The 25,519-nt window shown below is 69.6% G+C and carries 27 protein-coding genes; 17 read left to right on the top strand and 10 right to left on the bottom strand.

The annotated features are described in order from the left end of the window. The first annotated feature begins 163 nt into the window (after positions 1 to 163). A complete protein-coding gene (locus J8I82_RS08070; protein ID WP_209756070.1) occupies positions 164 to 2,110 on the top strand; it encodes a hybrid sensor histidine kinase/response regulator in 1,947 nt (648 codons plus the stop codon). Here the strand turns inward: J8I82_RS08070 and J8I82_RS08065 are convergent. Next, positions 2,095 to 3,147, bottom strand: coding sequence for a sigma-54 interaction domain-containing protein (locus tag J8I82_RS08065; protein WP_209756068.1), 1,053 nt, complete (start codon positions 3,145 to 3,147; stop codon positions 2,095 to 2,097). The genes J8I82_RS08070 and J8I82_RS08065 overlap by 16 nt on opposite strands. Before the next feature lie 345 nt (positions 3,148 to 3,492). Here J8I82_RS08065 and J8I82_RS08060 point away from each other — a divergent pair, with 345 nt between their 5' ends. Continuing rightward, on the top strand, positions 3,493 to 4,893 hold the full coding sequence (locus J8I82_RS08060; protein ID WP_133096000.1) for a sigma-54-dependent transcriptional regulator: 1,401 nt from the start codon (positions 3,493 to 3,495) through the stop codon (positions 4,891 to 4,893). Between the two features lie 103 nt (positions 4,894 to 4,996). Next, entirely contained in the window at positions 4,997 to 5,830 is an 834-nt protein-coding gene (locus tag J8I82_RS08055; RefSeq protein WP_245179532.1) for a sensor histidine kinase, read from the top strand. A gap of 186 nt (positions 5,831 to 6,016) precedes the next feature. Here the strand turns inward: J8I82_RS08055 and J8I82_RS08050 are convergent, their stop codons facing one another. Next, the gene (locus J8I82_RS08050) at positions 6,017 to 6,271 is read right to left on the bottom strand and encodes a hypothetical protein (RefSeq protein ID WP_209756066.1); all 255 of its coding nucleotides are present in this window, start codon (positions 6,269 to 6,271) and stop codon (positions 6,017 to 6,019) included. A 115-nt stretch (positions 6,272 to 6,386) separates the two neighbouring features. Between J8I82_RS08050 and J8I82_RS08045 the strand changes: the two genes are divergently transcribed. The 3 genes from J8I82_RS08045 to J8I82_RS08035 are packed head-to-tail and all read left to right on the top strand — an operon-like array spanning position 6,387 to position 7,854. Beyond that, entirely contained in the window at positions 6,387 to 6,701 is a 315-nt protein-coding gene (locus tag J8I82_RS08045; protein ID WP_245179531.1) for a hypothetical protein, read from the top strand. Between the two features lie 43 nt (positions 6,702 to 6,744). Continuing rightward, positions 6,745 to 7,350, top strand: coding sequence for a hypothetical protein (locus J8I82_RS08040; RefSeq protein ID WP_209756064.1), 606 nt, complete (start codon positions 6,745 to 6,747; stop codon positions 7,348 to 7,350). 45 nt (positions 7,351 to 7,395) lie between these two features. After that, the gene (locus J8I82_RS08035; RefSeq protein WP_209756062.1) at positions 7,396 to 7,854 is read left to right on the top strand and encodes a PRC-barrel domain-containing protein; all 459 of its coding nucleotides are present in this window, start codon (positions 7,396 to 7,398) and stop codon (positions 7,852 to 7,854) included. Positions 7,855 to 7,931: 77 nt separating this feature from the next. On the opposite strand, the gene J8I82_RS08030 is transcribed toward J8I82_RS08035, so the two are convergent. Next, positions 7,932 to 8,270, bottom strand: a complete 339-nt coding sequence (locus tag J8I82_RS08030; protein ID WP_209756060.1) for a BON domain-containing protein — start codon at positions 8,268 to 8,270, stop codon at positions 7,932 to 7,934. 236 nt (positions 8,271 to 8,506) lie between these two features. On the opposite strand from J8I82_RS08030, the gene J8I82_RS08025 reads away from it, so the two are divergent. The 4 genes from J8I82_RS08025 to J8I82_RS08010 all read left to right on the top strand — a co-directional run bounded on the left by J8I82_RS08025 (position 8,507) and on the right by J8I82_RS08010 (position 12,303). Next, on the top strand, positions 8,507 to 9,079 hold the full coding sequence (locus J8I82_RS08025; protein WP_209756058.1) for a low affinity iron permease family protein: 573 nt from the start codon (positions 8,507 to 8,509) through the stop codon (positions 9,077 to 9,079). Positions 9,080 to 9,154: 75 nt separating this feature from the next. Beyond that, positions 9,155 to 10,336, top strand: coding sequence for a DUF3182 family protein (locus J8I82_RS08020; RefSeq protein WP_209756056.1), 1,182 nt, complete (start codon positions 9,155 to 9,157; stop codon positions 10,334 to 10,336). Continuing rightward, positions 10,323 to 11,210 (top strand): alpha/beta hydrolase family protein, encoded by an 888-nt coding sequence (locus J8I82_RS08015; protein ID WP_209756054.1) that lies wholly within the window; start codon positions 10,323 to 10,325, stop codon positions 11,208 to 11,210. Before J8I82_RS08020 ends, J8I82_RS08015 begins: the two co-directional genes overlap by 14 nt. A 34-nt stretch (positions 11,211 to 11,244) precedes the next feature. Continuing rightward, a complete protein-coding gene (locus tag J8I82_RS08010) occupies positions 11,245 to 12,303 on the top strand; it encodes a DNA topoisomerase IB (RefSeq protein ID WP_209756051.1) in 1,059 nt (352 codons plus the stop codon). Between the two features lie 36 nt (positions 12,304 to 12,339). Here J8I82_RS08010 and J8I82_RS08005 read toward each other — a convergent pair whose 3' ends face one another. Both J8I82_RS08005 and J8I82_RS08000 read right to left on the bottom strand, forming a co-directional pair. Then, the gene (locus tag J8I82_RS08005; RefSeq protein ID WP_209756231.1) at positions 12,340 to 12,975 is read right to left on the bottom strand and encodes a ParB-like protein; all 636 of its coding nucleotides are present in this window, start codon (positions 12,973 to 12,975) and stop codon (positions 12,340 to 12,342) included. A gap of 57 nt (positions 12,976 to 13,032) precedes the next feature. Further along, positions 13,033 to 14,154 (bottom strand): BON domain-containing protein, encoded by a 1,122-nt coding sequence (locus J8I82_RS08000; protein ID WP_209756049.1) that lies wholly within the window; start codon positions 14,152 to 14,154, stop codon positions 13,033 to 13,035. 331 nt (positions 14,155 to 14,485) lie between these two features. Between J8I82_RS08000 and J8I82_RS07995 the strand changes: the two genes are divergently transcribed. The 3 genes from J8I82_RS07995 to J8I82_RS07985 all read left to right on the top strand — a co-directional run bounded on the left by J8I82_RS07995 (position 14,486) and on the right by J8I82_RS07985 (position 16,662). Next, entirely contained in the window at positions 14,486 to 15,343 is an 858-nt protein-coding gene (locus J8I82_RS07995) for an SDR family oxidoreductase (protein WP_209756047.1), read from the top strand. Positions 15,344 to 15,539: 196 nt separating this feature from the next. Beyond that, on the top strand, positions 15,540 to 16,001 hold the full coding sequence (locus J8I82_RS07990) for a hypothetical protein (RefSeq protein ID WP_209756045.1): 462 nt from the start codon (positions 15,540 to 15,542) through the stop codon (positions 15,999 to 16,001). Then, positions 15,994 to 16,662 (top strand): ParB/Srx family N-terminal domain-containing protein, encoded by a 669-nt coding sequence (locus J8I82_RS07985; protein WP_209756043.1) that lies wholly within the window; start codon positions 15,994 to 15,996, stop codon positions 16,660 to 16,662. The genes J8I82_RS07990 and J8I82_RS07985 overlap by 8 nt, the downstream gene beginning before the upstream one ends. A 61-nt stretch (positions 16,663 to 16,723) precedes the next feature. Here J8I82_RS07985 and J8I82_RS07980 read toward each other — a convergent pair whose 3' ends face one another. The 4 genes from J8I82_RS07980 to J8I82_RS07965 form a co-directional block, all read right to left on the bottom strand. After that, positions 16,724 to 16,912 (bottom strand): DUF3008 family protein, encoded by a 189-nt coding sequence (locus J8I82_RS07980; RefSeq protein WP_209756041.1) that lies wholly within the window; start codon positions 16,910 to 16,912, stop codon positions 16,724 to 16,726. A gap of 138 nt (positions 16,913 to 17,050) precedes the next feature. Next, the gene (locus J8I82_RS07975; RefSeq protein ID WP_133095985.1) at positions 17,051 to 17,209 is read right to left on the bottom strand and encodes a DUF3309 family protein; all 159 of its coding nucleotides are present in this window, start codon (positions 17,207 to 17,209) and stop codon (positions 17,051 to 17,053) included. 229 nt (positions 17,210 to 17,438) lie between these two features. Continuing rightward, entirely contained in the window at positions 17,439 to 18,095 is a 657-nt protein-coding gene (locus J8I82_RS07970; protein WP_063237447.1) for a response regulator, read from the bottom strand. Then, complete coding sequence (locus tag J8I82_RS07965; RefSeq protein ID WP_209756038.1) at positions 18,092 to 20,080, bottom strand: type IV pili methyl-accepting chemotaxis transducer N-terminal domain-containing protein; 1,989 nt, start codon at positions 20,078 to 20,080, stop codon at positions 18,092 to 18,094. The genes J8I82_RS07970 and J8I82_RS07965 overlap by 4 nt, the downstream gene beginning before the upstream one ends. Positions 20,081 to 20,416: 336 nt before the next feature. Here J8I82_RS07965 and J8I82_RS07960 point away from each other — a divergent pair, with 336 nt between their 5' ends. From J8I82_RS07960 to J8I82_RS07950, 3 genes are read left to right on the top strand one after another with little or no spacing between them, the layout of a single operon-like run. Then, positions 20,417 to 20,842, top strand: coding sequence for a hemerythrin domain-containing protein (locus J8I82_RS07960; protein ID WP_209756036.1), 426 nt, complete (start codon positions 20,417 to 20,419; stop codon positions 20,840 to 20,842). Between the two features lie 24 nt (positions 20,843 to 20,866). Continuing rightward, positions 20,867 to 22,210 carry a hypothetical protein gene (locus J8I82_RS07955; RefSeq protein WP_209756034.1) on the top strand — a complete coding sequence of 448 codons (1,344 nt, stop codon included), beginning with the start codon at positions 20,867 to 20,869 and terminating at the stop codon, positions 22,208 to 22,210. Further along, positions 22,182 to 22,895, top strand: a complete 714-nt coding sequence (locus J8I82_RS07950; RefSeq protein WP_245179529.1) for a Crp/Fnr family transcriptional regulator — start codon at positions 22,182 to 22,184, stop codon at positions 22,893 to 22,895. Before J8I82_RS07955 ends, J8I82_RS07950 begins: the two co-directional genes overlap by 29 nt. A 70-nt stretch (positions 22,896 to 22,965) precedes the next feature. Here the strand turns inward: J8I82_RS07950 and J8I82_RS07945 are convergent, their stop codons facing one another. Further along, positions 22,966 to 24,141 carry an NAD(P)H-dependent flavin oxidoreductase gene (locus tag J8I82_RS07945; protein ID WP_209756032.1) on the bottom strand — a complete coding sequence of 392 codons (1,176 nt, stop codon included), beginning with the start codon at positions 24,139 to 24,141 and terminating at the stop codon, positions 22,966 to 22,968. Between the two features lie 273 nt (positions 24,142 to 24,414). Here J8I82_RS07945 and ubiU point away from each other — a divergent pair, with 273 nt between their 5' ends. Next, complete coding sequence (gene ubiU / locus J8I82_RS07940) at positions 24,415 to 25,473, top strand: ubiquinone anaerobic biosynthesis protein UbiU (RefSeq protein WP_245179527.1); 1,059 nt, start codon at positions 24,415 to 24,417, stop codon at positions 25,471 to 25,473. Positions 25,474 to 25,519: the final 46 nt, after the last annotated feature.

Raw genomic sequence — 25,519 nt, 5'->3', positions numbered from 1 at the left:
GTCGCGACCGGTGCCACGAACACCTATCATGGATCTGGATGCCCGCCGACTGGCGGGCATTTAGCCGTGCCGAATGCGTACCGCATGCCAGCCATGGTGCCATGCCGTTCGCATCGTATCGAACGGCCTGCCATGTTCGTCCACCACTACACAGGGTTTGTCCATGTCGGAGCCGGAAGCGGCAAAAGATGGCCGCGCGCCACATCTGGCAGCGGCGGGAGGCGTTCTCTCCGGGCAAGCCGGCCAGCCTGCCGCTGAGCAATACCGGCGCCTGCTGGATGCGGTCGAGGACGTGGCGGTGTTCGAAACGGATGCAGAAGGCCGCATCGTGGCATGGCCCGACATCGCGCGGCGCGTATTCGGCTACCGCGCCGAAGACATCGCCAGCCGCCATTTCTCCTGCCTGCATCGCGCCGACGATATCGCCGCCGGGTTGCCGCTGCAGTGGCAGCAGGCTGCGGCGCGAGCCGGCAGCGCCCGCGACCGGGGCTGGCGCGTGCGCCAGGACGGCAGCCAGTTGCAGGCCGCCTGTGTCATGCATGCGAGCGCAGGCGGCTTCGTGGTGGCTTGCCGCGATATCACCGTGCAGGAAGCCGCGTCCGAGCACGCCCGCCTGGCCGAGTCGCGCCTGCAGTTGCTGGCCGACAATTTGCCCGGCACCGCGGTCTGCGAACTGGACCTGGATGGCACCATCCGCAGCTGGAACGTCGGCGCGCAGGCCGTGACCGGATACGCGGCGGCCGACGCGATCGGCAAGCCGCTGGCGCTGCTGTACACCGGGCCGGATGCCGCGGCCGGGCGTGACCGCGCGGCGCTCGAAGCCGCGCGCGCCTGCGGCCAGTGGGCCGGCGACGAGCGCCTGGCACGCCAGGATGGCGCGATCGTGCGCTGCCAGACCCGCATGGTGCTGGTGCGCGATGCCGCAGGCTGCCCGGTCGGGCTGCTCTGGACCGCGCGCGACATCAGCGACGCGCTGCGCCTCGAGCTGCTCGAGTCCGGCAACCGGCGCCTGCAATCCTTCCTTGCCATTCTTGGTCACGAACTGCGCAACCCGCTCGCACCCGTGCGCAATGCGGTCGAGGTGATCGCGCTCACGCCGGATACCGATACCCGCATCCGCCATTGCGCCGCGATCATCGAGCGGCAGCTGCGCCAGCTTGAGCGGCTGGTCAATGACCTGCTGGATGTCGGCCGCGTGACCGCGGGCAAGATGAAGATGGAGTTGACGCCGACGTCTTACAACGATGTGGTCAGCAACAGCCTGGAGGCGATCCGGCCGGTGCTTGATGCCGCGGGCCAGCAGTTGCTGGCGGAGCTGCCTGCGGTATCGCCGCACGTGCGCGCCGATGCCAACCGGCTGGGACAGGTGCTGCTCAACCTGCTCAGCAACGCCACCAAGTACACGCCGCGCGGCGGCACCATCAGCGTGCGGGTCCAGGTGCAGCCGGCGCGCGTGGTGACAACCATATCGGATACCGGCCGTGGCCTGCAGCCGGCGGCGCTGGACCGGATCTTCAACCTGTTCTCGCAGGAGGCCGAGGCCGGCAGCCGCAGCGGGCTCGGCGTCGGGCTGGCGCTGGCCAAGGCCGTGGTCGAAGCGCACGGCGGCGCGATCCAGGCCGACAGCGCCGGGCCGGGCAAGGGCAGCACCTTCACCGTGATCCTGCCGCGCGCCGGCGCGCCGCGCCGCGAAGCGGCGGCTCCGGCGACAGGAGCGCCGCCGCGGCGGCGCGTGCTGGTGGTCGACGACAATGCCGATTCCGCCGACAGCATGGCCGAACTGCTGATCATGCTCGGCCACGATGCGCGCGCGGCCCATGGCGGCTACCAGGCGCTGGCGCTGGCTGACAGCTTCCGCCCGGACTGCGTGCTGCTGGACCTGGAAATGCCCGACATGTCGGGCTATGAAGTCCTGCAGGCGTTGCGCCAGACCTGCCGCGCGGAGGTGCGCTTCCTGGCGCTGACCGGGCGCGGTACCGCGGAGGACCAGCGGCGCAGCAGGCTGGCCGGCTTCCATGCGCATCTGACCAAGCCGCTGGCGATCGACGCGCTGTTGCGCGCGCTGGCCGATCCGGCCACGGGCGCATCGCCGTCTCAGAGCGACCGGTAGGCGTCCAGCCGGTTGTACAGCGTCTTCAGGCTGATGCCGAGGGCGCGCGCCGCCTGGCGCTTGTCGCCGTCGAAGCGCGCCAGCGTGGCCATAATGATCTCGCGCTGGGTATCGGCCAGCGTGGTGCCCACGCGCACGTTGACCACGCCGTCCACGGTGGTGGGCCGCGGCGGCTGCGTGGCCAGGTTGGGATTGCTGATCTCGACCACCTTGTCGGCCAGGATAAAGGCACGGTAGACCGCGTTCTTCAGCTCGCGCACGTTGCCCGGCCAGTCATAGCGCACCAGCCGGTCGAGCGAAGCGGCCGAGAAGGTCTTGTCGCTGTGTTCCATCGCGTTGTATTCGGCGAGGAAGTGCCGCGCCAGCGGCACGATATCGTCGGGGCGCTCCCGCAGTGGCGGGATATGCAGCGGAAACACTGCCAGCCGGTACAGCAGGTCTTCGCGCAGTTGCCCGGTGCGCACGGCCTCGACCGGGTCGCGATTGGTCGCGGCCAGGATGCGCACGTCGGTGACGATCAGCGTATCGCCGCCGACGCGGTGGAAGGTGCGGCTTTCCAGAACCCGCAACAATTTGATCTGCATCTCGAGCGGCATTTCGGTGACTTCGTCCAGGAACAGGGTGCCGCCCTGCGCCTGCTCGAAATACCCCGCCTTCTGCTCGATCGCGCCGGTAAAGCCGCCTTTCTCGTGCCCGAACAGCTCCGACTCGATCAGCGTCGGCTGGATCGCGCCGCAGTTGACGGCGATGAAGGGGCCGTTGCGCCGCGCGCTGCGCTCGTGCACGGCGCGCGCCACCACTTCCTTGCCCGAGCCGCTTTCCCCTACTGCAAGCATGGTGACATCGGTCGGCGCCACCCGCTCCACCTGGGCCATCAGGCGCTGCATGGCCGGGGCGGTACTTTCCCACAGCAGCGACACCTGCGAAGGCACGGCGCGGCGCGGCGCGCCTTCCCCGACCGCAGGGGAGAGAGTGGCCTGGCGGCTTGTGGCAGGGACGGCGGCGCTGCGCCGCGGAGGCGTGGTGGTCACTGGCACGATCGAAGGCAGGGCTTGGCGAGCTTGTCGTGTGAGGGTGGGAAGTTCCTATGCTAGCCTTTGCCACAGGGCCTTGCCATAGCCGCGCGGTCCCGCGCGGAAAGTTCCGACAGCTGTGTCAGACAGACACCGGCAATCACGGCGTCAGGCCCCGCTTAGACTTGCATTACGCAGTGGACTGGCAGTACACAGTCGGAACCGTGCCGCCCCTGTCCTGAATTGATCGGCATGCTGCCGCGCTTCGCATGCAGCGCGGCGGCAACAGCACCTGGTGCCGGCCGGAAATCGGACAGGCGTTTTTGCTGGTTTCGCCCAAGTTTCCATTAGGTCTCACTGACGGATCGTATGCCCCACATCCTGATTGTCGATGACGATGAAAACGCATGTGCCGCGCTGGCGGAGATCGTGGCCATGGAAGGTTTCACTTCCGCCACCGCCGGCAGCCTGCGCGAAGCGCGGCTGCAGTTCGGCTGGCACATGCCTGACGCGATCGTCGCCGACCTGCGCCTGCCCGACGGCAACGGCATGGAACTGTTCGACGAGGTCGGCGCCTCCGGCGTCGAAGTGATCCTGACCACCGGCTATGCCAGCGTCGAAAGCGCGGTCGAGGCGCTGCGCGCCGGCGCTACCGACTACCTGGTCAAGCCGATCAACGTGGCGCGCCTGCAGACCGTGCTCAAGCGCCTGGCTACCACCGGCGAGCTGCGCGCCGAGATCCATTCGCTGCGCGGCGAACTGCGCCGCTACGGCCGCTTCGGCCGGCTGATGGGCAGTTCGGAGGTGATGCAGACGGTCTACGACCAGCTCGCGCGCGTGGCGCCCACCGAGGCCACGGTGCTGCTCATCGGCGAAAGCGGCACTGGCAAGGAACTGGCCGCGCAGACCGTGCACGAGCTGTCGTCGCGGCGCCGGCAGCCTTTCCTCGCGGTCAATTGCGGCGCGATCTCCCCCACGCTGATCGAAAGCGAGATGTTCGGCCACGAGCGCGGCAGCTTTACCGGCGCCGACCGCCAGCACAAGGGCTATTTCGAGCGCGCTGACGGCGGCACGTTGTTCCTCGACGAAATCACCGAGATGCCGGCCGAACTGCAGGTCAAGCTGCTGCGCGTGCTGGAGACCGGCACCTTCATGCGCGTGGGTACCAACCGCGAATGCCATGCCGACGTGCGCGTGCTGGCCGCCACCAACCGCAACCCCGAAGAGGCCGTGGCCGACGGCAAGCTGCGCGCCGACCTGTTCCACCGCCTCAATGTGTTCCCGGTGGAGCTGCCGCCGCTGCGCGCGCGCGGCGACGACGTGATCCAGATCGCCAACCTGATGCTGGACCAGCTCAATGGCGAGCAGGGCACGCAGCGGCGCTTCGCTCCCAACGTGCTCGACAGCCTGCGCCTGCATGCCTGGCCGGGCAATGTGCGCGAGCTGCGCAATTTCGTGCAGCGCGCCTTTATCATGGCCGACGAGGACCTCATTACCGAGGTGCAGGTGCCGCTGCAGGTGGCGGCCACGCAGGCTCCTGGCGCGGCGGTGGTATCGGTGCCGGTAGGGATGTCGCTGGCCGACGCCGACCGCCAGCTGATCTTCGCCACGCTGGAGCAGTGCGCCGGCGTCAAGAAGCATGCTGCCGAGATCCTCGGTATCAGCCTGAAGACTTTGTACAACCGGCTGGAAGATTATGCCGCCCGCGGGGAGCTGCCCGAGTGGCTGCGCGCCTCGCGCAATGACACGGGATCCTCCGCGACCGGTTGACTCGCCTGGAACGACATGCGGGCTGGCTCCCAGCGCTGCGCGCAGCACGTTTCTTGCTTCTACGCCAAGCAGCCAACCTGGCCGACCAGACGCCAATCCGATCATGACGCAACCGCAGCCGCCGTCCAACCAGCCGGACGTTTCCGACGATCATTCCACGAATGTGGCCAGGGGCGCGGACTCCGCCCATACGGCCGCGGTGCGCGTGGTGCAGGAAGTCAACACCCTGATCGAGCAGTCGGCACATGACCTGCGTTCCTCGCTCAATGCCATCCAGAGCTGGGCCTACGTGCTGGACCGCGCCTTCGATACGGCGCCGGCCCCGGCGCAGCGTGCGCTCGACGGGATCCGCGCGGGCACCCAGCAGCAACTGGCGCTGATCGAGGAAATGGAAGAATCGGTGCGCCTGCTGGCCGACGAGCGCGCGCCCAGCTGGCAGCGCGTCGACCTGCTCGACGCGGCCGCGCAGGCCATTGCCGACCGGCGCCCGGCCGCCGAGGCCCGAGGAGTGCTGCTGGCCCCCGTCACCACCGACGGCGCGGGCGATGGCGCGTATGGCATCGACGGTGACGCGACCCGCCTCATCCCTTTGCTGCGGCACCTGCTGGTGCACTGCATCTGGCGCGCGCCGGCGGGTGGGTCGGTGGCGATGCATCTGTTCGGCGAGCCCACCCACGTGAAGCTGCGCATCACCGAGAGCCCGCGGCTGGACCAGCAACGCAGCGCCAGCCGGCTGGCGGCGCTGACCGACTTCTTCGGCCGCCGCGCCGCGGCCGACGGTGCCACGCCGGCGCGGCAGAGCACCGCGCTGCTGCTCACGCGGCGCATGGTCGAGATGCATGGCGCCCAGCTCAGCGCCGAAAGCGACGGCTGCGAAGCGGACAGGATCAGCGTCTGCATCGCCGTCAGGTTCCCGCGCCAGCCCGGTAGGGCGTGACATCGCGCGTTGCGCGCGCCATCCATCCTTTGCTTGACGATGTAGTTTTTACCGGCATGTCCGGCGTGGCGCGCATTGGCCGGACGCCGGCAGCGCGCCCGGCGCGGTGCGCGGCGCGATGCCTGGCGGGAAAGTCGCGCGCGGCGATCGGCGCGGGCTGTCTGGCCCGGCCTTTGCATGGGTCAGTCACTCAACCAAGGAGGGAACAACCATGCCTAACGCCAGCCGCAAGTCCGACAAGGCCGCGCAGGTTGCCCGCAAGCCGTCCAGCGCGAAATCCTCGGCATCCACCGCAAGATCCTCGGCCAAGCCTGGCGCGCGATCGGCCAGCAAGCCCGCCGCGAAGCCTGCTGCAAAGACCGCGGCAAAAACCGCGGCCAAGACCGCGACCAGGACCGCGGCAAAGCCGGCCGCCAAGCCGGCAGCGAAGCCCGCGGCCAAGCCAGCCGCCAAGGCCGTCAAACCAGCTGCCAGGCCAGCCGCCGCCAAGCCAGCCGCAAAGAGCACGGCCCGGCCTGCAGCCAAGGCTTCCGCCCAGCCTGACAAGCCCCGCGCCATGCGCGCCAGCGCCTCCGACAAGCCCGGCAAGGCCGGTACCGTGTCGCGCTCCGGCGGGGCCAGGGCCGGCATGGGCACGGACAAGCCCCAGCGTGGCAAGGAAGCCAGGACCTACCAGGCCGCCGTCGACGACTCTTTGGAAATGACCTTCCCGGCCAGCGACCCGATCTCGCCGAGCGCCGCCATGCATGCGGAAAAGAAGATGCAGACCGCGCGCGACGACGTCGACTGGAAGCTCAAGCGCGGCAGCGAGCAGCAGCCTGTGGGAGCCAAGCCGGCGGGCCAGCGCAAGGGCAGCGTGCGCGGCCGCTAGGGTAGCCGTCGGGCGATTCCGATCAACAAGCCATGGAGCCAGCATGACCGTCATCGTCGCAGGTCGATTCGACAGCTTCAGTACCGCCGAATCCGTCGCCAGCCGCCTCAAGGCACGCGGTTTCGCGGACCAGGACCTCAGCCTGTTCTACGTCAATCCGCCCGGGCAGCACGCCGCCTATGCGATGGGCGGAGACCACGCGGCCGATGCTGGCGCGCGCAAGTCCGGCGCCGGTGCCATTGCCGGCGTGGTGATCGGCGCAGCGGCCGGCGCTGCCGTGGGCGCAATGCTGGTGTCGTCGCTGGCCGCCGTGCCGCCGGTGTCGGTCCTCGTGCTGGTATTTGCGGTGGGCCTGGGCGCGTATCTCGGCTCGCTCGCGGGCGCGCTGGCGCTGGCGCGCGATGGGCGCCGCAACCCGGCGACCGGACAGCCGCCGGTGCGCAACGCCGGCGTGCTGCTGGCCGCGCACGTACCCAGCGGCGATACCGCCGCGGTCGCCGACCTGCTGCGACAGGAAGGCGCCAAGGACGTGGAGCGTGCCGACGGGCAATGGGTCGATGGCCGCTGGGTGGATTTCGACCCGCTGGTGCCGCCGGTGCCGGCAGACGCGCGCCGCCAGGCACAGGGCAGCCGGCCACCCACGCCATGACTTTTTGCAGCGACTTGTTGCAGCCAACCCGAAACGGAGGTGTCCATGACCCCAGTCCAGCCTGAATCCCCCGGTGAACAGCCGCGCGGCGCATCGATCGTCGGCGGCATCGACCGCAATTCCCCGGGCCCCGGCCCGTTCGTGATGGCCGCCGATACGCTCGAGGGCAACAAGGTGGTCGATCCGGCGGGCGACGACATCGGAACCATCGACCACATCATGATCGATATCCTGGGTGGCCGGGTCGCGTATGCGGTGCTGGCCATGGGCGGCTTCCTTGGCATCGGCGAGAAGCTGTTTGCCCTGCCGTGGTCCGCGCTGACGCTGGACACGCGCCGCAAGTGCTTCGTGCTCGGCGTCGAGAAGGACCGGCTAAAGGCCGCGCCCGGCTTTGACAAGGACCACTGGCCGAGCATGGCCGATTCGCAGTGGGCCACCAGCATCCACCAGTACTACGGCATTTCGCCGTATTGGGAAGCGGACCGCTACGATCCGTGGGGCTGACCCCGGGAGACAGCGTAGCTTGCCAGCGAGCGATGAACGAGGCGCCGGATTCGATCCGGCGCCTCTATTTTCGGGGGTCAGACCTTATGGTTGATCTGTCCGTACGGACGCTGCGATGGGTCGGCTTGCATGCCGCTGTCCTCGGGCTGCGCCGGCGCTTCGGATCGCGGTTCGCGGCGCAGCGACAGCGCGTTGTGTACGCCGAGCACGCCGGCGCTGACGGCCGCGGCTTTCTCGATGCGCTGCGCGGTGTCGACATCCTCGACGCAGCCCCGCACGGTGACCCGGCGATCCGAGACTTCGAGCGCCACGCCGTCAGGAAAGCGGCCGTCGAATGCCGCGGCGATCTCGGCGCGCACCGCCACGCGCAAGGCTTCGTCGTCGGCGGCGGATGGGGAAGGGGCATTCTGGTTCATCTCGGCTCCTTGACAGAAAACCATGTCCGGCGCAAGAAGCATTCCCGCGCGAGCGCGCACCGGCATGCGCGCCGCGCGCGCGAAAACGCAGGCGGTGTGCCGCGGATTGGCGCGCAAGTGCTGCGCGCGTTGTAGGACTGCGCCCGCTGCACGCCGGCCCCATGCCCTCCATACAATGAAATCAGCATGCCGCCGCGCGTAGCGCAAGCAGGCAAGCGCAACCGAGGAGCGCAACGATGAGCAAGTCCAGCCCAATCCTGCCGGGCGTTGGTCATCAGCCAACGTCCGGCAAGCATGCCAGCGTATTGCACGCGTTTGACCGCTTCGCGGGTGGTGCCACGCGCCATGCCGGCTCCCCCACCGCATTCGTGCTCGCGGTCAGCGTGGTGGCCGCCTGGGCCATCACCGGGCCCATGTTCGGATTCTCCGAGACCTGGCAGCTGGTCATCAACACCGGCACCACCATCGTCACTTTCCTGATGGTGTTCCTGATCCAGCAGAGCCAGAACAAGGACGCCGTCGCGGTCCACCTCAAGCTCAACGAGTTGCTGGCCTCGCACCGCGAAGCCAGCAACATGCTGGTCTCGATCGAAGACCTCGACGAGGAAGAATTGCGGCAGCTGGCGGACTTCTACCGCCACCTGGCCGAGCTGGCCGACAAGGAAGACGGCGTCAAGATGAGCCATTCGCTGGACGAGGCGCGCGAAAACCATGCGGCCAAGCAGCACGCTCGCGCCGCGCGGCAGCACCGGTCCGAGGACGGCGGCAGCGGCGCCGAAGCGCATGCCATTGCCGACGCCAGTCCTTAGGCCGCACCGCGGGCCGCATGCCCCGATCGCCGTCAACTTGTCGCGCCAACCAGGTCATCGAGCAAGGAGCCAGCCGTGTCCGATCCGAACAAGGCAAGCCAGCGCAAGCAGATGGAAGCGTCCGCCGCTGCGTCCCGCGCGGTCATGGTATACGGCTGCGACTCGCTGGGGCAGCCGGACAGCCACCTTGGCACCACCATGGCCAATATCGCGCGCAAGGTGGCCGGAATCGCGGGGATCGGCTACGCCGGTGCGTACGATGAAGCCGCTCCGGGCCGGCCGCGGCCCTACCTGGTGCCCGCGCAGACGCTGGTCGGGCAGGACCTTGCCGCGCGCCTCGGCGTGCAAGGAAAGGGCGACCTGTTCGGCGGCGTGGTGCCTTACGCGTTTGTCGCCACCAAGGCGATCACGCACGGGCTGGTCGAGCCGGGCGCGGCCGCTCCCGAAGGATGGAGCGAGGCATTCGTGCAGCGCGTGGTCGGCGCCACGCTGCCAGGCTTCACCGCGTTCACCCTCGCCGATGCGCGCACCGCCGGCACGCGCCTGCTGGCACTGGGTCCGGTGCGGCTGAAAGAGCCGTGCGGCATCGGCGGGCTGGGCCAGTGCGTGGTCGCCAGCGCGCGCGCGCTCGACGAAGCGCTTGCCGCCATGCCCGATGCGGTGGTGGAGGCCCACGGCATCGTCGTGGAACGGGACCTGGACGCGCCGCAGACCTATAGCGTCGGCCAGGTGGAGCTGGCCGGACTGCGCGCCAGCTATTGCGGCACGCAGGGGCTGACGCAGAACAACCGCGGCCAGCAGGTCTACGGGGGCTCGACACTGACGGTGGTGCGCGGCGGCTTCGATACGCTGCTGCACCAGCCGTTCGACGCGCGCACGCTGGCAGCGGTGCGCGCGGCGATGGTGTACCACGACGCCGCGCTGGCCTGCTATGGCGGCATGGTGCTGACGCGCTGCAACTACGACGTGGCCTTCGGCCCGGCCGCCGGTCCCGGCGCCGACCGCGAGCAGGTGCTTGGCGGCGTGCTCGAGCAGTCGTGGCGCGTAGGCGGCGCCACCGGTGCCGAGCTGGCGGCACTGGAGGCGCTGCGGAACGATCCGGACCGCGTCCGGGTGGTGGCGTCCACGCGCGAAGTGTACGGCGCCAACGTGCGGATACCCGCCGACGCCGTGATCTATTTCCAGGGAGAGGACCGCCACGTCGGTCCCCTGACCAAGTACGCAAGGCTGGAGCCCGATTCCCATGGCAACCCATGAAGAACTGCTGCAGATCCAAAGCGAGGGCGGCACCATTGCCGGCACCCTGATCAGTCCCGAGACCAGATTGCCCGGCGTGCTGTTCGTGCACGGCTGGGGCGGCAGCCAGCAGCAATACCTGGCGCGTGCGCGCAAGGTCGCGGGCCTGGGCTGCGTCTGCCTGACCTTCGACCTGACCGGCCACGCCGGCACCAAGTCGCAATATGAGACCGTCACACGCATGCGCAACCTGGCCGACGTGGTCGCCGCATACGACACGCTGGTGCGGCAGCCGGAAGTCGATCGCAACGCCATCGCGGTGGTGGGCAGCAGCTACGGCGGCTACCTGGCCGCGCTGCTGAGCACGATGCGACCGGTGCGCTGGATGGGCTTTCGGGCGCCGGCGTTGTACATGGATTCCGGCTGGGAATTGCCCAAGCGCCAGCTGCACCGCGAGCAGGACCTGGTGGCGTACCGGCGCAGCGTGGTCCCGCCCGAGGACAACCGCGCCGTGCGCGCCTGCGCGGAATTCGGCGGCGACGTGCTGGTGATCGAATCCGAGCACGACCAGGTGGTCCCGCACGCCGCGGTGATGAGCTATGTCGACGCATGCGTGCATGCCAACTCGATGACCTACCGCGTGATCAAGGGGGCCGACCACGGGTTGACCGACGAGGAAAGCCAGCGCGCCTATAGCAGCCTGCTGGTCAACTGGCTGCGCGAAATGATCACTGCGGCGCGTGCCGGCCCCGTCAGCGCCGACCGTGCCCTGCAGCCGAAGCCGCGGTCCGCGGCACCGGAGCCCGACGACGACGCCGTCGCCATGGGCGCTGCGGTATCGCCGCCGGCGCCCGCTTCCGGAGCCGCCGGCGCGCCGCCGGCCAGCACCGGATAGCGATGCGTGGCGTGCCAGTTGCGACGCCGCCTCTATGGACACGACCCTTACCGCCACCGAGCCCGCCGCAGCGCTTGACGCCGTGCTGCGCGATGCCGGCCTGCGCTACGTCGACGACGGCAGCCCGGGCATAACCCGGCGCCGGCAAGGCAGCGGCTTCAGCTATATCGGCCCCGACGGCCAGCGCGTGCGCGACCAGGCCACGCTGGCGCGCATCGCCACGCTGGCCATCCCACCCGCTTACGAGTCAGTGTGGATCTGCCCGCATGCGCGCGGCCACCTGCAGGCTACCGGGCGCGACGCGCGCGGGCGCAAGCAGTACGTCTACCACCCCGAATGGGCGGCACTGCGCGATTCAGACAAGTACGCGCGCCTGCCCGCCTTCGGCGCGGTGCTGCCGCGGCTGCGCGCCCGCGCCGCGCGCGACCTGGGCCGCAACGGCATGCCGCGTGAAAAGGTGGTGGCGGCGGTGGTGGTGCTGCTCGACGCCACGCTGGTGCGCGTGGGCTCGCCGCGCTACGCGCAGCAGAACCGCACCTACGGCCTGACCACGCTGCGGCGCCGGCATGTGACCGTGCGCGGCAGCCGGCTGCGCTTCCAGTTCACCGGCAAGAGCGGCATCACCCACGACGTCTCGGTCAACGACCCCCGCCTGGCGCGGATCGTGCGCAACTGCGCCGACCTGCCGGGCCAGCGGCTGTTCAAGTATCGAGACAGCGACGGCGAGATCCGCGAGATCGGCTCGGCCGATGTGAACGCCTACCTGAAGGAGGCGACGGGCGGCGAATTCACCGCCAAGGATTTCCGCACCTGGGCCGGCAGCGTGCACGCGCTGGCAATCCTGCGCAAGCTGCCGCCGGCAGCCAGCGAAACCGCGCGCAAGAAGGCCGTAGCCGACGCGATCCGCGAGGTGGCGCGCCAGTTGCGCAACACCATGGCGGTTTGCCGCAAGTGCTATGTGCACCCAGGCGTGATCGACGCTTACCTGTGCGGCGTGCTCGAAGCCGCCGGAAAGGCGCCCTCGGTGGCCCGGCTGCGCGCTGACGAAGCGCGCTTGTTGCGCCTGCTGGACGCCGTGCAGCGCGCTGGCTGAAAGGGGCATTCGTGAGCGGCTCGTTGGCAGCGGGGGTCAGCACCGCAGCGGACCGATATAGCCAGGCAACTCGCGCGCGCCTGGCGCATGCGCCAGGCGGAACGCGCGCGCCAGTGCGGCGGCGAAATGATGCGCCGTGTCGAACGGACCCGGCACGGTGCGACGGAAATAGTCGGCCCAGCGGAAATCCGGGTAAGCGGTCTTGACCTTGCGATAGCCGCCGGCGAGTTGCACGAACGCCTCCAGGCTGCGGTAGGGATCGTCGCGCATGTGGTGGATGGCCTCTGGCAGCTCCGTCAGCGGCCGGCGGCGGCCGTTCTCGTCATACGGGTGGACCAGGTGGTTGGCGACCATGTAGCGCCAGAACGCCGGTACATCGAAATCACTGACATCGGTGCGGACGATCGCGGGCACGTGTGTCAGGCCGAGGTCATGCCAGGCGCGCACCCAGTGGTGGTGGTCGACCACGTAGAGGCTCTGCTCCGGCCCGACCACCAGGTGGACGCGATGCCGGTCCAGGAACGCAGCGCGGTCCGCGGGCGGCACGCGGCGCGTCACGTGGACCTTTTGCGCGACGTGGTAGCCGCCGACAGTGATCTGGGTCGGGCGCAGCGTGTCCAGAGGCACCATCAGCTTGCTGTCGGGACGATATTTTCGGGGGTGGCGCGGCATGTCGGCGCGGCGCGGCCTGGCGCTTGCATGCGCCGCGCCGCGCCGGATGTCTGGCACTCAGCTCTTGTTCAGCGTGCGCTCCGGCGACGTGCCGGTGCCGCTCGCGGCGGTGCCGGCATCTTCGCCGCCGACCTCAGAGCCCGCGGCCCACGCCGCGCTCCGGCCGCGCTCGCCACCTTGCCCCCGCTCCACGCGCAGCCGGTTGTCAACCTCGGTCACGCCGAACACCGCATCGGCGATTTCCTCGATCACATACTTCTCGCGGCGCTCGCGCACGGTGCCGTCCAGCGTGACCACGCCGTTGGCAACTTCCACGCTGACTTCGCCGACATCGATGTACGGGTTCATGGCGAGGCGCTCGCACACGTCCTCGCGCACGCGCTCGTCCGAGCGGCGGTAGCCCTTCGGTCCGGTCATGCGCCTGCCGGCGTGCTGGCTGCGCTGGTTCCATCCCTGGGCGGCCGCCTGCTGGCCGAAGGCCCGGCTGCGGCGATAGCCATGATCGTCCGGATAGACCCGCTGCCCGCCGCTGAACGACTGGCCGCCGCTGGCGGAATCGCCATAGTAGCCGCTGCCATAGCTCGGTTCGCCGCCGCGCTGGCTGCGGTCGCGCTCCATGCCTTCGCGCCAGTGCATGGCGCGGCCGCCGCGCTCGCCACGCTCGTCCCTCTGATCGCGCTCGCCGCCTCGGCCGCGTGGCCCGAAGCGGTCCTCGTCGCGGTAACCATAGCCCGATTCGCGCTCCTGGCTGCGATATCCGCTGTCTTGCGCCGACGGACGGTAACCGCCGTAGGCACTGCTGTAAGGATGGCCGGTGCCGCCGGCATCCGAAGCGCCGTAGCCGGGCTGGCCCCAGCTGCCGCGGCCCTGGCCGGCGGGGGTGTCCTGCTGGTACCACGGACCGCCGTGGCGCGTTGATTCGCTGCCGCGGCGTTCATCGCCACGCTCATCGCCGCGCTCATCGCCATACGCTCGGGTTCCAGAGCGGCCGCGGCCCTCGCCGCGCCATTCGCCGCGGTTCCCCCGCTCCTCGGCGCGCGCGTCACCGCGCCAGTCTTCGCCCCATTCCTGGCCCCAGTCTTCCGAGCCGCTGCCCCGGCTCTCGTCGCGCCGGCCCGCTTGCTGGCGCTGGCCCTGATTTCCGCCGCGGCTGCCGCGGTCGTTGCGGAAGTTGAACATTGCTTGCCTCCTGGCTGAATGGTCCGGCTTTGCCGTCGCCTGCACAAAGGCTGGCGGCGGCACCGGGCCGTTGAAGTGCGTGGCTTCCGCAGAGGAAAGCCGCACAGCAAAGCCGCAAAATCCGTGCCCCTTCGCTACCGTGCCCGCACACCGCTACGCGTGCTGCGGCGCTGTAAGGATTGCCGGGCGATGTAAGGGTTACGGGCGGCTGCCACGTCACCGCAGTTGGCGCGGCGCATCGCCGAGGCAGCATGCCGAATGCAATCCAGCGGCATGGAACTTGCGCGGCACGCGCATGGGCCAGCGCGCCCTCCACCGACAGGAGTCAGCCATGTCCACGCCGAAGAGCGTCCCCCCCCAGCACCAGGATCGCCAACCCGGGCTGGAAGCACCCATGCGGCCGCAGCCGGACAGCGGCGCGGACGACTACGTCGGCAGCGGCCGCCTGCAAGGGCGCGTGGCGCTGATCACCGGCGGCGACAGCGGCATCGGCCGCGCCATCGCGGTGGCCTTCGCGCGCGAAGGCGCCGACGTTGCCATTGCCTACCTCGACGAGCATGCCGACGCCCGCGAAACCGTCGAACTGGTCGAAGCCTCCGGACGCAAGTGCCTAGCCGTCGCAGGCGATCTTGCCGACTGCAGCCATGCCGAAGGGGTTGCCCGCCAGACGCTGCAGCAATACGGCAAGCTCGATATCCTGGTCAACAACGCTGCCGAACAGCATCCCGAAAAGTCCCTGGAAGACGTCGACGAAAGCCAGGTCGAGGCCACCTTCCGTACCAATGTCTTTGCCATGTTCCACCTGACGCGCGCGGTGCTGCCGCACATGAAGGCGGGCGCGTCGATCCTGAACACCACGTCGGTGACCGCGTATCGCGGCAGCAAGCATCTGCTCGACTACTCGGCGACCAAGGGCGCGATCGTGTCGTTCACGCGATCGCTCGCGCTGCAGGTGGTCGAACGCGGCATCCGCGTCAATGGCGTTGCGCCCGGCCCGATCTGGACCCCGTTGATCCCGTCTACCTTTACCGCGGAGGAAGTCGCCGAGTTCGGCAAGAAGACGCCGATGGGCCGGCCGGGGCAGCCTTTCGAAGTGGCGGCGGGCTTCGTGTTCCTGGCCTCGGATGCGGCCAGCTATATCACGGGACAGATACTGCACATCAACGGGGGCGAGGTCGTCAATGGCTGAGTCGTTGACCTGGCCCGCGCACGCCGCTGGCGTCGTGCCCCACGCGCATGCCGCGCATGTAGTTCGGGTGCGGCGCTTGCAAATATTGCACGTGCCGCGCGCCCTCAGGACCGCTCCCCGGCAGAATCGGCGTGGGCGTGGCTCTTGCAAGCGGCGTGGGGAAGTACCGCATCCATTCTTCGATACAGGAGCCGCCATGTCACCGATCGTAGCGGGTCGCTTCGAATCCATCGCCAGCGCCGAAGAAGCGGCGCGGATCTTGTTCGCACGGGGTTTTTCGGTCTGGGACGTTTCCATCACGTCGGTACGGCCGCAAGGCGAGGCGCGGGCCGGGACGCAAGCCGAGGCCGACACCGGCAAGAGCGCCGGCAGCGTGATGCTGGCGGCCTGCGTCGGCAATGGCCTGTCGTCGGTCGTGGTCGACGTGCTGCGCGAAGCCGGCGCCAGCCACCTGGAGCGCGCGCAAGGCTGCTGGGAATGTGGCCAGTGGACCGACTTCGACCCGAACGTGCGCGGCGAGCCCGTGCAGGACGTCGAGGGCGAATACTGGCCGCGGCCGCTGGCACGGGAATCGGTGGCCGAGCAGTCCACGGGCAACGAGGACCCCGGCAGCGAGTTGGAGCATTTCGTCAACCAGAAGCGTGTCGAACATGACTGAGGAGCGCGACCGCGCCCGCCGCCGAAACGGCAATGCCATTGCCGAACTGGCGCGGCTGCGTCCCACGCAACTTACGCTGGGCTATGCCCACGTCCGCCACAAGAAGGAAGTCACGCAGCGCCACGCGGACCGCAACGACCGTGCGGCGCTGCGGCGCTTCATGCGCAGGCACCGAATCAAGACTGTGACGGGCCCCGGCGGCAGCCTCTATATCGTCGACCACCATCACTGGGTGCGCGCTTGGATGGAATTGGGATACCAGTGGGGACCGGTGCGGATTCTGCGCGACCTCAGCGCACTGAGTCCTCGAGCCTTCTGGAAGCGCATGCGCCGGCTCGGCCACGTCCATCCGTATGATGAGCACGGCAAGCTCCGGGCGCCGAAGGCGCTGCCGCCCACGGTGATGGGCATGTGCGACGACCCGTATCGCAGCCTGGCTGCATTTGCGCGCGCCGCCGGCGCCTATCGCAAGCCGGACGGTCCCTATGGGGACTTCTGCTGGGCCGGTTTCCTGCGCGATCGGGTAGTGCAGGATCTCGACAGCATCGCCGGCTTCGGGCTGGCGCTGTCCGAATCGATCAAGCTGGCGCGCAGCAGTAAGGCCAGGCGCTTGCCGGGATTTTGCGGCGGGCTGGGAGAGTGCGAGGAAGGAAAGAATTAAATTGGCGCACTGCGTTGCAGCCGTTCCCGCGGGAGCGGGAACGGCGCGAAGCGTGAACGCGTCAGCGCTCCGCTTTGTGCTTTGGCAGCTTCTTGGTCTTTGTCGATGCCATCTTGTCGAGTTCCTTCTCGCTCATCGACTTGTACATCGAGCGCGAAGCGCCCTTCAGCGATCCGGCCTTCTTGTCCCCGCGCTTGGCGGAGAGCGCCGCTCCCGCGGCTTGCTGTTGCGCCTTCGATTTGGCTGGCATGTCAGTCTCCTTGGGACAGGGTGGCTTAGTAAAACCGGGCGATGCGGCAGCAGGACCCCGGCATGGTCGGCAACGCCGCAGCGATGCCGCTCACGCGGGGGCCTGCCGGCCGCGGTCGCCCGCTGGACGGCCGGAACGCTATATCCGGCCGAGGACCACGAGCAACAGCACGATCAGGACGATCAGGCCCAGGCCGCCGCTTGGCCAGTAGCCCCAGCCGGAACTGTACGGCCAGGCCGGCAGGGCACCGACCAGCAGCAGGACAAGAATGATCAGAAGAATAGTGCCGATTCCCATGGCGTGCTCCTTGTTCGTGGATCGGGGAAGCCGGAGGCTTCCGTACCGAAGCGGCCCGCGCATCTGAAAGGCCACTGCTCAAGGTTCAGCCTAGGTCAAGGCCCGGCCGCATCCCTCCGGGCAGGGGCTGATAACGGTGTAGGAATCGGACGACGCCGTACGCAACGAGCCCCTTTGGCGCGCTGCACAACGCCTCGCGCGGCACATTGGTGCCGTGCTGGCGGCGCGCTCAGCCGGCCTCGGTCAGGCCATGCTCGACCGCGTACACCGCGACCTGCACGCGGCTGGCGAGGTTGAGCTTCTTCAGGATGTTCTGCACGTGGATCTTCACGGTACTTTCGGCTACGCCGAGATCGCGCGCGATTTCCTTGTTGCTCTCGCCGCGCGCCAGCCCCTGCACGATCTCGCGCTCGCGCGCGGTCAGGCGCGGCGCGTCGTCGTGGCGCGGCGCGGCGGCGGGCGCCGGCGTGCGGAACTGCGCCACCAGCTTGGCCGTCATGCTGTCGGAGATCACCGGCTCGCCCGCGGCGGCGCGGCGGATGCCGGCGATCAGCGCCTCGGTCTCGATGTTCTTGATCAGGTAGCCGCGCGCGCCACTGCGCAGCGCAGCGGCCAGTTCCTCGGCTTCCTCGGACACCGTCAGCACGATCACCGCCGTCTGCGGCAGGTCTTCCACCAGCAGCTGCAGCGCCTCCAGGCCCGACAGGCCGGGCATGTTGAGGTCCAGCAGGATCACGTCGGGGCGATGCTGCTTGGCGCGCTTGATGCCCTCCACGCCGTCGGCGGCTTCGTCGACGATCTCGAAATCGGTCTGGCGCTGCAGCAGCGCGCGGATGCCGGAGCGGAACAGGGTATGGTCGTCGATCAGCAGGATGCGAATGGTCATGGCTGGGTCTCGATGTTCTGTGGGGCGTGGCGCGGCAGCAGCAGTTCGATGCGCACGCCGCGGCCGGGGGCTGCCTGCACGTGCAGCTGCGCGCCCAGGCGCGCGGCGCGCTCGCGCATGATGTTCAGGCCGATATGCGCGTCGGCGCGCGTGGCGAGCTCGGCGGGATCGAAGCCTTCGCCGTCGTCCTCCACCACCAGGCGGAAGTCGCGGCCGTGGCTGAGCGCCACCGTCACGTGCGCGGCCAGCGCATGCTTGCGCACGTTGGAGAGCGCTTCCTGCAGGATGAAAAGGACCTGCAGCTGCTGTTCCGGCGCCAGCGGCCGGCCGGCGGCGCCATTGCCGTCGGCATGCTCGTCGATGGTGAGCGTGGCTTCGGTGCGGCACTGGCGGCGGAAGCGCGCCACGGTGTCTTCCACTGCCGGGCGCAGCTCGCCGCTGCCCAGGCGCGAGCGGAAATTGTTGAGCAGCTCGCGCACGTCCTGGTAGCTCTCTTCCACGCCGTGGCGCAGCATCGGCACGATCTCGCGGGTCTCTGCGAGGTCGTCGCGCGCGACCGCGTCGTCGAGCAGCTGCACCTGCAGGTTCAGGTAGTTCAGGCCCTGCGCGATGCTGTCGTGCAGGCCCTGTGCCACCAGGTTGCGTTCTTCCACCACTGCAAGCTGGCGCGCCGTCGCCGACAGGCGCAGGTGTTCCAGCGCCGTGCCGAGATGCTGGCCCAGCGTTTCGAGCAGTTGCCGGTCGGAGGCGGGCAGCGCGCGCGGGGCACGGAAATGCAGCGCGAACACACCGGTGGCGCCGCGCTGGCTTCCGATGCGGAAGGCCGCCAGCGCGCGGAAACCGTTGTGCGCGCACGGCGTGCCGTCCTGCATGGCCGCGGCGCCTTGCCCGCCGCGCAGGTCGGTGATGGTAATCACGGCCTCGCGCGTCGCATCGCCGCAGTGGCAGGCATCGGCGGCAGCACACGACGCGGCCTCGGCCAGCGCCGCGGGCAGGCCCGCGCTGGCCAGCAGGTGCATGCGGCCGTGGCGCGGGTCGAGCACGCGCACGCTGCCGCCCTCGGCGTCGAACTGCCGCATCACGCGCGCCAGGAATCCGCGCGCCATGGTGTCGGCGTCGCGGGCCTGGTTCAGGAACGCCGCCATGTCGTATAGCTCCTCCAGGTCGCGGTTCTGGCGCTCCAGTTCGGCGGTCTTCTGCGCCACGCGCGCTTCCAGGTCGTGATACAGGCTCTGCAACTCGCCGGCCATGCGGTTGAAGCCTTCGCTGAGGGTGCCGAACTCGTCGCGGGTCTCCACCGGCAGGCGCAGCGAGAACTCGCGCGCGGCCATGCGCCGCAGGCCGTCCTGCAGCCGCAGCACCGGGAGGATGATCCACAGGTAGAGCAGGTAGATCACGGCGACGGTGCCCACGCAGGCCATCAGCGCCAGCGCCGTCTGCGACAGGCGCAGCAGGTCGGTCTTGCGCGCGCTGTCGTGCTCGATCATGCCGACCAGCTTGTCGGCCTGCGCCACGAAGCCCGGCAGCGCGGCGATATAGCGCGCCGGCGCGGTGCTGTCGGCGCCGGCCATGGCGATCGGGCGCAGCTGCGTGTGCCAGTCCTGCGTCACGCGCGCGAGCTGGGCGTGGATGGCGGGTTCGTCGGGCAGGAACAGCGGGCGTGACGGGTTGCCGCGGCGCAGCTGCGCCAGCGTGCCGTCCAGCGCCTGCACCTGCATCGCCAGTGCGTTGCCGCGCTGCGCGTGCGCCAGCGCAAGTTCGATCGCGACACGGTTGGCGCGCATGCGCAGGCTGCCGGCGTCATTGATGGCGGCGCCCGCGCCTTCGAGCTTCCATGACAGCCACAGCGTGCCGGAAATCATGCCGAGCACCACCAGCAGCACGGCCAGCGACAGCGAGATGATGCGCGTGGAAAGGCGATGGCGCAGCGGGGTGGCGGCCTGCGCTTCGGCCGGGGGATCGGCCGGTAGATCGGTGTAAGGCATGGTTCGGTATCGGGGGCTACCTGTCAGGGAACGCCGGCGTGCTGTCGGTCGCGCGCGGGTCTCGAAGGCAATTCTCCGCGTGACAGGTGCCGCACTACCTGCGCCAGATCAATAAAACGCGATGTCGGCGGGTTTGCATGTGCGCGCGGCACCTCATTGTCCGGCCCGGTCAAGTCTGATGGGGATAAATGCGACACTCTTGACATATCACGTTGTGATATATCGACACGGCGATCCCCTTACACCGGCTATTGGCGCCCGACTTATTCCCGATCAAATCCCCACGCCGGGCCGCGCCCTAGCATCCGGTCAATACCGGTCCGGAGAATCCACACCATGTCTGATGGCATCGACACCCTGGTGCAGCAGCACCGCAGTTGCGACGCCGCGCTGGCACGCCTGGAAGGCGCGCTGCGCGAAGCTGACTGGACACAGGCCGCCGCGGCGTTCGCCGAGCTGGAGGCAGCGCTTGACGGCAACTTCGGCGCTGAAGAAGCCCGGCTGTTCCCGGCCTTCGAGCAGGCCACCGGCATGGTCGGCGGACCAACCGCCGTAATGCGCCATGAACACGACGAAGTGCGCGCGCTGATGGACAACGTGCGCGAATGGCTGTCGCTGTGCGACGTCAATGCGCTCGCGGCCGAGACCGACACGCTGGTTGTGCTGCTGCGGCAGCACAACATCAAGGAGGAGAACGTGCTGTTCCCGATGTGCCGCGCGCATGTGCCGGGTCTCGATGCCGTGCTAGACGGCATCGCATAGCGCTGGCGAGGCAGGGCAACCGACATGAAGGCCGCCAATCTCGACTACGAGCGCGCGCCGCGTCCCGCGGTGGTGTTCGGTTGCCTGGTACCGGCGCCATGGCTGGGCGCGGCGGCAGGTCTGCTGCTCGCGGCGGGGCCCGCCGACGGCTTGCCGGACCGCTTTGCGCCGTTGGCGCTGGTGGCGGTCCATGTGCTGGCGCTGGGCATGCTGATGCCGGTGATGGTGGGCGCGTTGTTCCAGATGCTGCCGGTGGTGGCGGGCGTGGCCGTGCCGGGTGCCGGAGTACTGGCACCGTTTGTCGCCGTCTGCGGTGCCGGCGTGGCCGCCGGACTGGGCTTCGGGCTGCTCGGCGGCATGCCGGAAGGCATGCAGGCCGCCGCCGCGGCGGGCGTGCTGCTGTTGCTTGCCGGCGCCGTGCTGCTCACCGCGGGACGGCGCGTAGTCGCGGTCGATGCCACCACGCGCACGCTGGCCGGCATCGGGGCACCGCTGCTGGCCGCGGCGCTGTGCGGCATCGCACTGGCCGGCACCTTCGGCGGCTGGTGGCAGGTGCCGGTGGCGCCGGTGCTCGGCATGCATATGGCCTGGGCGCTGGGCGGCTGGCTGGCGGCACTGGTGACCGGCGTGGCCACCACCGTGTTGCCGATGTTCTGGCAGACGCGCCGCCTGCCCGCGGCACTGGCGCGCGGCCTGCCGATGGCGCACTGGGTGCCGCTGGCGCTGTTCAGCGGCGCAACCCTGCTGTGGCCCGGGCAGCCTGCCCTGGGCCAGGCGGTGCTGCTGGCGTGGCTGGCGTTCGTCGCCATGGTGGCCGCCTTCGGGCTGGCCGGCACGCTGCGCGCGCGGCGCCGCCAGGACCCGCTGTGGCTGCTGTGGCCGGTGGCCGGCACCAGCATGCTGGGCGCCGCCATGCTGGGCGCGGCGGCGATCGTGTGGCCCGCATCGGATGCACCGCTGGCGTGGTGGGCCGGCACCATGGCACTCATCGGCACCGGCGTGCTGCCGGTCACGGCGATGCTCGGCAAGATCGTGCCGTTCCTGGTCTGGCTGCATCTGCGCCGGCTGCTGCCGCCGCGCGCGCGGGTGCCGGCCATGCAGGCCATCATCGTACCCGCCCGGCAGCGCCGCCAGGCGTGGCTGCTGCTGGCGGCCTACCTGCTGCTGCTGGCACTGCCGCTGGCGCCTGTGCCGATGGCGCGCGCGGCCGGCCTGCTGCTCGCCGCGGCCAATGCCTGGCTGGGCTGGCAATTGTTGTCCGCGTTGCGCTGCATGCGGGAGATGCGCCGCAGTGGCGGCCTGCCGCCGCGCCAAGCGGCGTGGAATGCTGAAGGCAGTCATGCCGAAGGAGGTCATCACCATGGGTGAAGCCATCAACCTGGAAGCGCTGCCGTTGTTCCGCGGCGTCGATGCGGCCGTGGTGGCGCAGTTGCGCGCCGCGGCAACGCTGCGCTGCCTGCGCAAGGGTGAATACCTGTTCCGCGGCGGCGAGCCGTGCGCCGGCCTCTATATCGTGGCGGAGGGCCTGCTCAAGCTGGCGCTGCAGCCCCGCGCCGGCGACGAAGCCACCGGCGAGCGCGCCATCGAGGTCTTCGGCCCGGGCGCGGCTTTCGGCGAAGACCTGCTCTGCCTGGATGTGCCGGGGCGCATGGCTTGCCAGGCGCAGACGCGCACGCTGGTGCTGCAGATCGGCAAGGCGGCGCTGTGGCAGGCCGTCATGCAGGAGCCGCTGCTGGCGGCGCAGATGCTGCGCAACCTGTCGGGCCGGCTGCACGGGCTGATGCGCGATATCGAGGCGATCAGCCTGCAGACCGCGCTGCAGCGCGTCGCGGGCTTCCTGCGCGAGCAGGCGTTTGCCACGCGGCGCACCTGGCTGGCGTGCACGCAGCGCGTGATTGCGTCAAAGCTGGGAATTACGCCCGAGACCCTGTCGCGGGTGATGCACCGGTTCTGCGCCGAGCAACTGGTGCGGATCGAGCGCGGCAAGATCTACCTGATCGATCCGGATGGGTTGGCGCGCCAGGCGGGCGTGGGGGAACTGGCGGTGGCGTGATTGCCGGCTCGGCAGGCTCTGCAGGCGCGTCAGGCACCGCGTGGCGGCGAACCGGACGCGGCAAGCAGGCTCAGGCCGTGGCGGCCACCCTGGCGGAGGCCAGCGCCGCTGGCTTTTCCCCTGTCATCAGGTAGTGGATCAGTTCGGCCACCGGGCGGATCGCCTCGCCGAACGGCAGTGCGCCCTTGCCGCGGAAGAACAGCCCGCGTTCTACGTCGCCACGCACCGCCTGCGCCAGCTTGAGGTCGATGCAGAACTGGCCGATGCGCGCAATGCCGTCGCGCAGGCCGCACGATTGCAGGCAATCGAAGCCTTCCAGGCACTCGCGTACCTTGGCGCGGCGCTGCAGCCTGGCCTCGCTCGACAGGTAGCGCGACAGCCACGGCGTCAGCACCGCGCGCGCCGGCAGGCCGGCCACGCTGGTGAACTCGCGCAGCGTCTCGGGGCGCGCCGTGGCCAGCACCTGCTTGAAGGCGGGATGCGCGTCACATTCCTCGGTGACGGCAAAGGCGGTGCCGAGCTGCACCGCGGCGGCGCCCTCGTTGAGCCAGTGGCGCACCTTGGCATGGCTGTCGATGCCACCGGCGAGAATCAGCGGGATGCTGTCCCATGCGATGCCCAGCGACTGGAACAGCTCGCGGCATTCGGCCAGCACGCGCGAGAACGAGAAACGCGCCTCGGACAGGTCCTGGATCGTGGCGGCGCCAAGGTGGCCGCCGGCATGGGCCGGGTGTTCGACCACGATGGCATCGGGCAGCCGGCCTTTCTTCATCCAGCGGCGCAGCACCAGGCCGATGCCGCGCGACTCGGACAGGATCGGGATCAGCGCCACCTTGGGGTGGCCAGCGGCCAGCTCGGGCAGGTCCAGCGGCAGCCCGGCGCCCATCACGATGGCATCGGCGCCGCTTTCGCATGCCTGGCGCACCAGCGAGGCGTGCGAGCCCACTGCCTTCATCACGTTGACCGCGATCATCCCCCGGCCTTCCGACAGCGTGCGCGCGGCGCGGATCTCGCGGTCGAGCGCCTCCAGGTTGGCGGCTTCGATGCCCGCCTTGTCGCGCTCGCCGCGGGTGCGCGCCATCAGGTCGGGGTGGTGGTGGCGCAGGTCGATGCTGGCGATGGTGCCCACGCCGTTCTCGCGTGCCACTGCGCCGGCAAGCCGGTGCGCCGAGATGCCGATGCCCATGCCGCCCTGCACGATGGGCAACAGGCGGCGGCCGGTCAGCTTCAGCCAGTGTTCGTTCATAAAAGGAATCTCCGGAAGGTGAATCGCGTGTGGCCGGCAGCCGGCCTGGCGCGGGGGGTGACTGGCGAAGCGTGGCACAGCGGAAAGCCCCTGCGTTTGCCGCAGGTCAAGCCCACGGGCGCTGCCTGCCATCGGCCTACGCCGACCGGCATACGCCCGCGCCGGCCGTGTGCCGTTGGTACCGGTTTGCGCGCGATCAAGCCCCTTCAGCCAGCGCGTGGCTAGCATCAGCCGCTGTTCTTGTCCTGTCTTTCTTGTCTTGCTTCCCACACCATGACAACTGCCTGTACTGGCCCGGATGCGGCCACCGTTGCGCCCGCCTGCGCGCCACGCCGGCCCCAGCTGGTCGCGCCGGCCGGCTCGCTGGCGGCGCTGCGCATGGCGCTTCAGCACGGCGCCGACGCGGTTTACCTGGGCCTGCGCGATGCCACCAATGCGCGCAACTTCGGCGGCCTGAACTTCACCGAGGCCGACATTCGCACCGGCGTCGCGGAAGCCCACGCGCGCGGCGCCGAAGTGCTGTTCGCGATCAACACCTTCGCGCAGATGGGCGCGGTGGCGCGGTGGCACCGCGCCGTCGATGCGGCCGCGGAACTGGGTGCGGACGCGGTCATCATGGCCGACGCCGGGCTGATGGCCTACGCCTGCGAACGCCATCCCGCGCTGCGCCTGCACCTGTCGGTGCAGGGCTCGGCCACCCATGCCGATGCCATCGAGCTGATGCGCGAGCGCTTCAATATCCGCCGCGTGGTACTGCCGCGCGTGCTGTCGCTGGCGCAGATCGGCAAGCTGGCGCGGCAGACCAGCGTCGAACTGGAAGTGTTCGGCTTCGGCAGCCTGTGCGTGATGGCCGAGGGGCGCTGCCTGCTGTCGTCGTACGCGACCGGCGATTCGCCCAACAACAAAGGGGTCTGCTCGCCCGCGCATGCGGTGCGCTGGACCGAGCAGGACGGCACCATGCAGGCGCGCCTGTCGGGCATCCTGATCGACAGCTACGCGCCGGGAGAGCCGGCCGGCTATCCGACGCTGTGCAAGGGCCGCTTCGAGGTGGAAGGCGAGCGCGGCTACGTGCTGGAAGAGCCCACCAGCCTCAACGCGCTGTCGCTGCTGCCCGCGCTGATCGGCATGGGCATCGCCGCGATCAAGATCGAAGGCCGGCAGCGCAGCCCGCGCTATGTCGCCGATGTGGTCGGCGTGCTGCGGGCCGCCATCGACGACGCGTGCGGCGATCCCGCCCGTTTCGCGCCGCGCCAGGAGTGGCAGGCCACGCTGGGCCGCCATGCCGAGGGCGACCAGGTGACCCAGGGCGCCTACGACCGGCCATGGCGGTGATGCGCATGAACGCGACCCGTCCCGATCCCGCCGCCACCCTTGCCAC

The organism is Cupriavidus consociatus (assembly GCF_017814975.1).
Taxonomy (GTDB): domain Bacteria; phylum Pseudomonadota; class Gammaproteobacteria; order Burkholderiales; family Burkholderiaceae; genus Cupriavidus; species Cupriavidus consociatus.
Note: the sequence above shows the minus strand (reverse complement) of the source record. Positions and strands in the feature narration are given on the sequence as shown.

Excerpts from the sequence above, each read along its gene's own strand:
- J8I82_RS08070 (WP_209756070.1), top strand. The coding sequence starts at position 164 with ATGTCGGAGCCGGAAGCGGCAAAAGATGGCCGCGCGCCACATCTGGCA.
- J8I82_RS08060 (WP_133096000.1), top strand. The coding sequence starts at position 3,493 with ATGCCCCACATCCTGATTGTCGATGACGATGAAAACGCATGTGCCGCG.
- J8I82_RS08055 (WP_245179532.1), top strand. The coding sequence starts at position 4,997 with ATGACGCAACCGCAGCCGCCGTCCAACCAGCCGGACGTTTCCGACGAT.
- J8I82_RS08045 (WP_245179531.1), top strand. The coding sequence starts at position 6,387 with ATGCGCGCCAGCGCCTCCGACAAGCCCGGCAAGGCCGGTACCGTGTCG.
- J8I82_RS08040 (WP_209756064.1), top strand. The coding sequence starts at position 6,745 with ATGACCGTCATCGTCGCAGGTCGATTCGACAGCTTCAGTACCGCCGAA.
- J8I82_RS08035 (WP_209756062.1), top strand. The coding sequence starts at position 7,396 with ATGACCCCAGTCCAGCCTGAATCCCCCGGTGAACAGCCGCGCGGCGCA.
- J8I82_RS08030 (WP_209756060.1), bottom strand. The coding sequence starts at position 8,270 with ATGAACCAGAATGCCCCTTCCCCATCCGCCGCCGACGACGAAGCCTTG.
- J8I82_RS08025 (WP_209756058.1), top strand. The coding sequence starts at position 8,507 with ATGAGCAAGTCCAGCCCAATCCTGCCGGGCGTTGGTCATCAGCCAACG.
- J8I82_RS08015 (WP_209756054.1), top strand. The coding sequence starts at position 10,323 with ATGGCAACCCATGAAGAACTGCTGCAGATCCAAAGCGAGGGCGGCACC.
- J8I82_RS08010 (WP_209756051.1), top strand. The coding sequence starts at position 11,245 with ATGGACACGACCCTTACCGCCACCGAGCCCGCCGCAGCGCTTGACGCC.
- J8I82_RS08005 (WP_209756231.1), bottom strand. The coding sequence starts at position 12,975 with ATGCCGCGCCACCCCCGAAAATATCGTCCCGACAGCAAGCTGATGGTG.
- J8I82_RS08000 (WP_209756049.1), bottom strand. The coding sequence starts at position 14,154 with ATGTTCAACTTCCGCAACGACCGCGGCAGCCGCGGCGGAAATCAGGGC.
- J8I82_RS07995 (WP_209756047.1), top strand. The coding sequence starts at position 14,486 with ATGTCCACGCCGAAGAGCGTCCCCCCCCAGCACCAGGATCGCCAACCC.
- J8I82_RS07990 (WP_209756045.1), top strand. The coding sequence starts at position 15,540 with ATGTCACCGATCGTAGCGGGTCGCTTCGAATCCATCGCCAGCGCCGAA.
- J8I82_RS07985 (WP_209756043.1), top strand. The coding sequence starts at position 15,994 with ATGACTGAGGAGCGCGACCGCGCCCGCCGCCGAAACGGCAATGCCATT.
- J8I82_RS07980 (WP_209756041.1), bottom strand. The coding sequence starts at position 16,912 with ATGCCAGCCAAATCGAAGGCGCAACAGCAAGCCGCGGGAGCGGCGCTC.
- J8I82_RS07975 (WP_133095985.1), bottom strand. The coding sequence starts at position 17,209 with ATGGGAATCGGCACTATTCTTCTGATCATTCTTGTCCTGCTGCTGGTC.
- J8I82_RS07970 (WP_063237447.1), bottom strand. The coding sequence starts at position 18,095 with ATGACCATTCGCATCCTGCTGATCGACGACCATACCCTGTTCCGCTCC.
- J8I82_RS07965 (WP_209756038.1), bottom strand. The coding sequence starts at position 20,080 with ATGCCTTACACCGATCTACCGGCCGATCCCCCGGCCGAAGCGCAGGCC.
- J8I82_RS07960 (WP_209756036.1), top strand. The coding sequence starts at position 20,417 with ATGTCTGATGGCATCGACACCCTGGTGCAGCAGCACCGCAGTTGCGAC.
- J8I82_RS07955 (WP_209756034.1), top strand. The coding sequence starts at position 20,867 with ATGAAGGCCGCCAATCTCGACTACGAGCGCGCGCCGCGTCCCGCGGTG.
- J8I82_RS07950 (WP_245179529.1), top strand. The coding sequence starts at position 22,182 with ATGCCGAAGGAGGTCATCACCATGGGTGAAGCCATCAACCTGGAAGCG.
- J8I82_RS07945 (WP_209756032.1), bottom strand. The coding sequence starts at position 24,141 with ATGAACGAACACTGGCTGAAGCTGACCGGCCGCCGCCTGTTGCCCATC.
- ubiU (WP_245179527.1), top strand. The coding sequence starts at position 24,415 with ATGACAACTGCCTGTACTGGCCCGGATGCGGCCACCGTTGCGCCCGCC.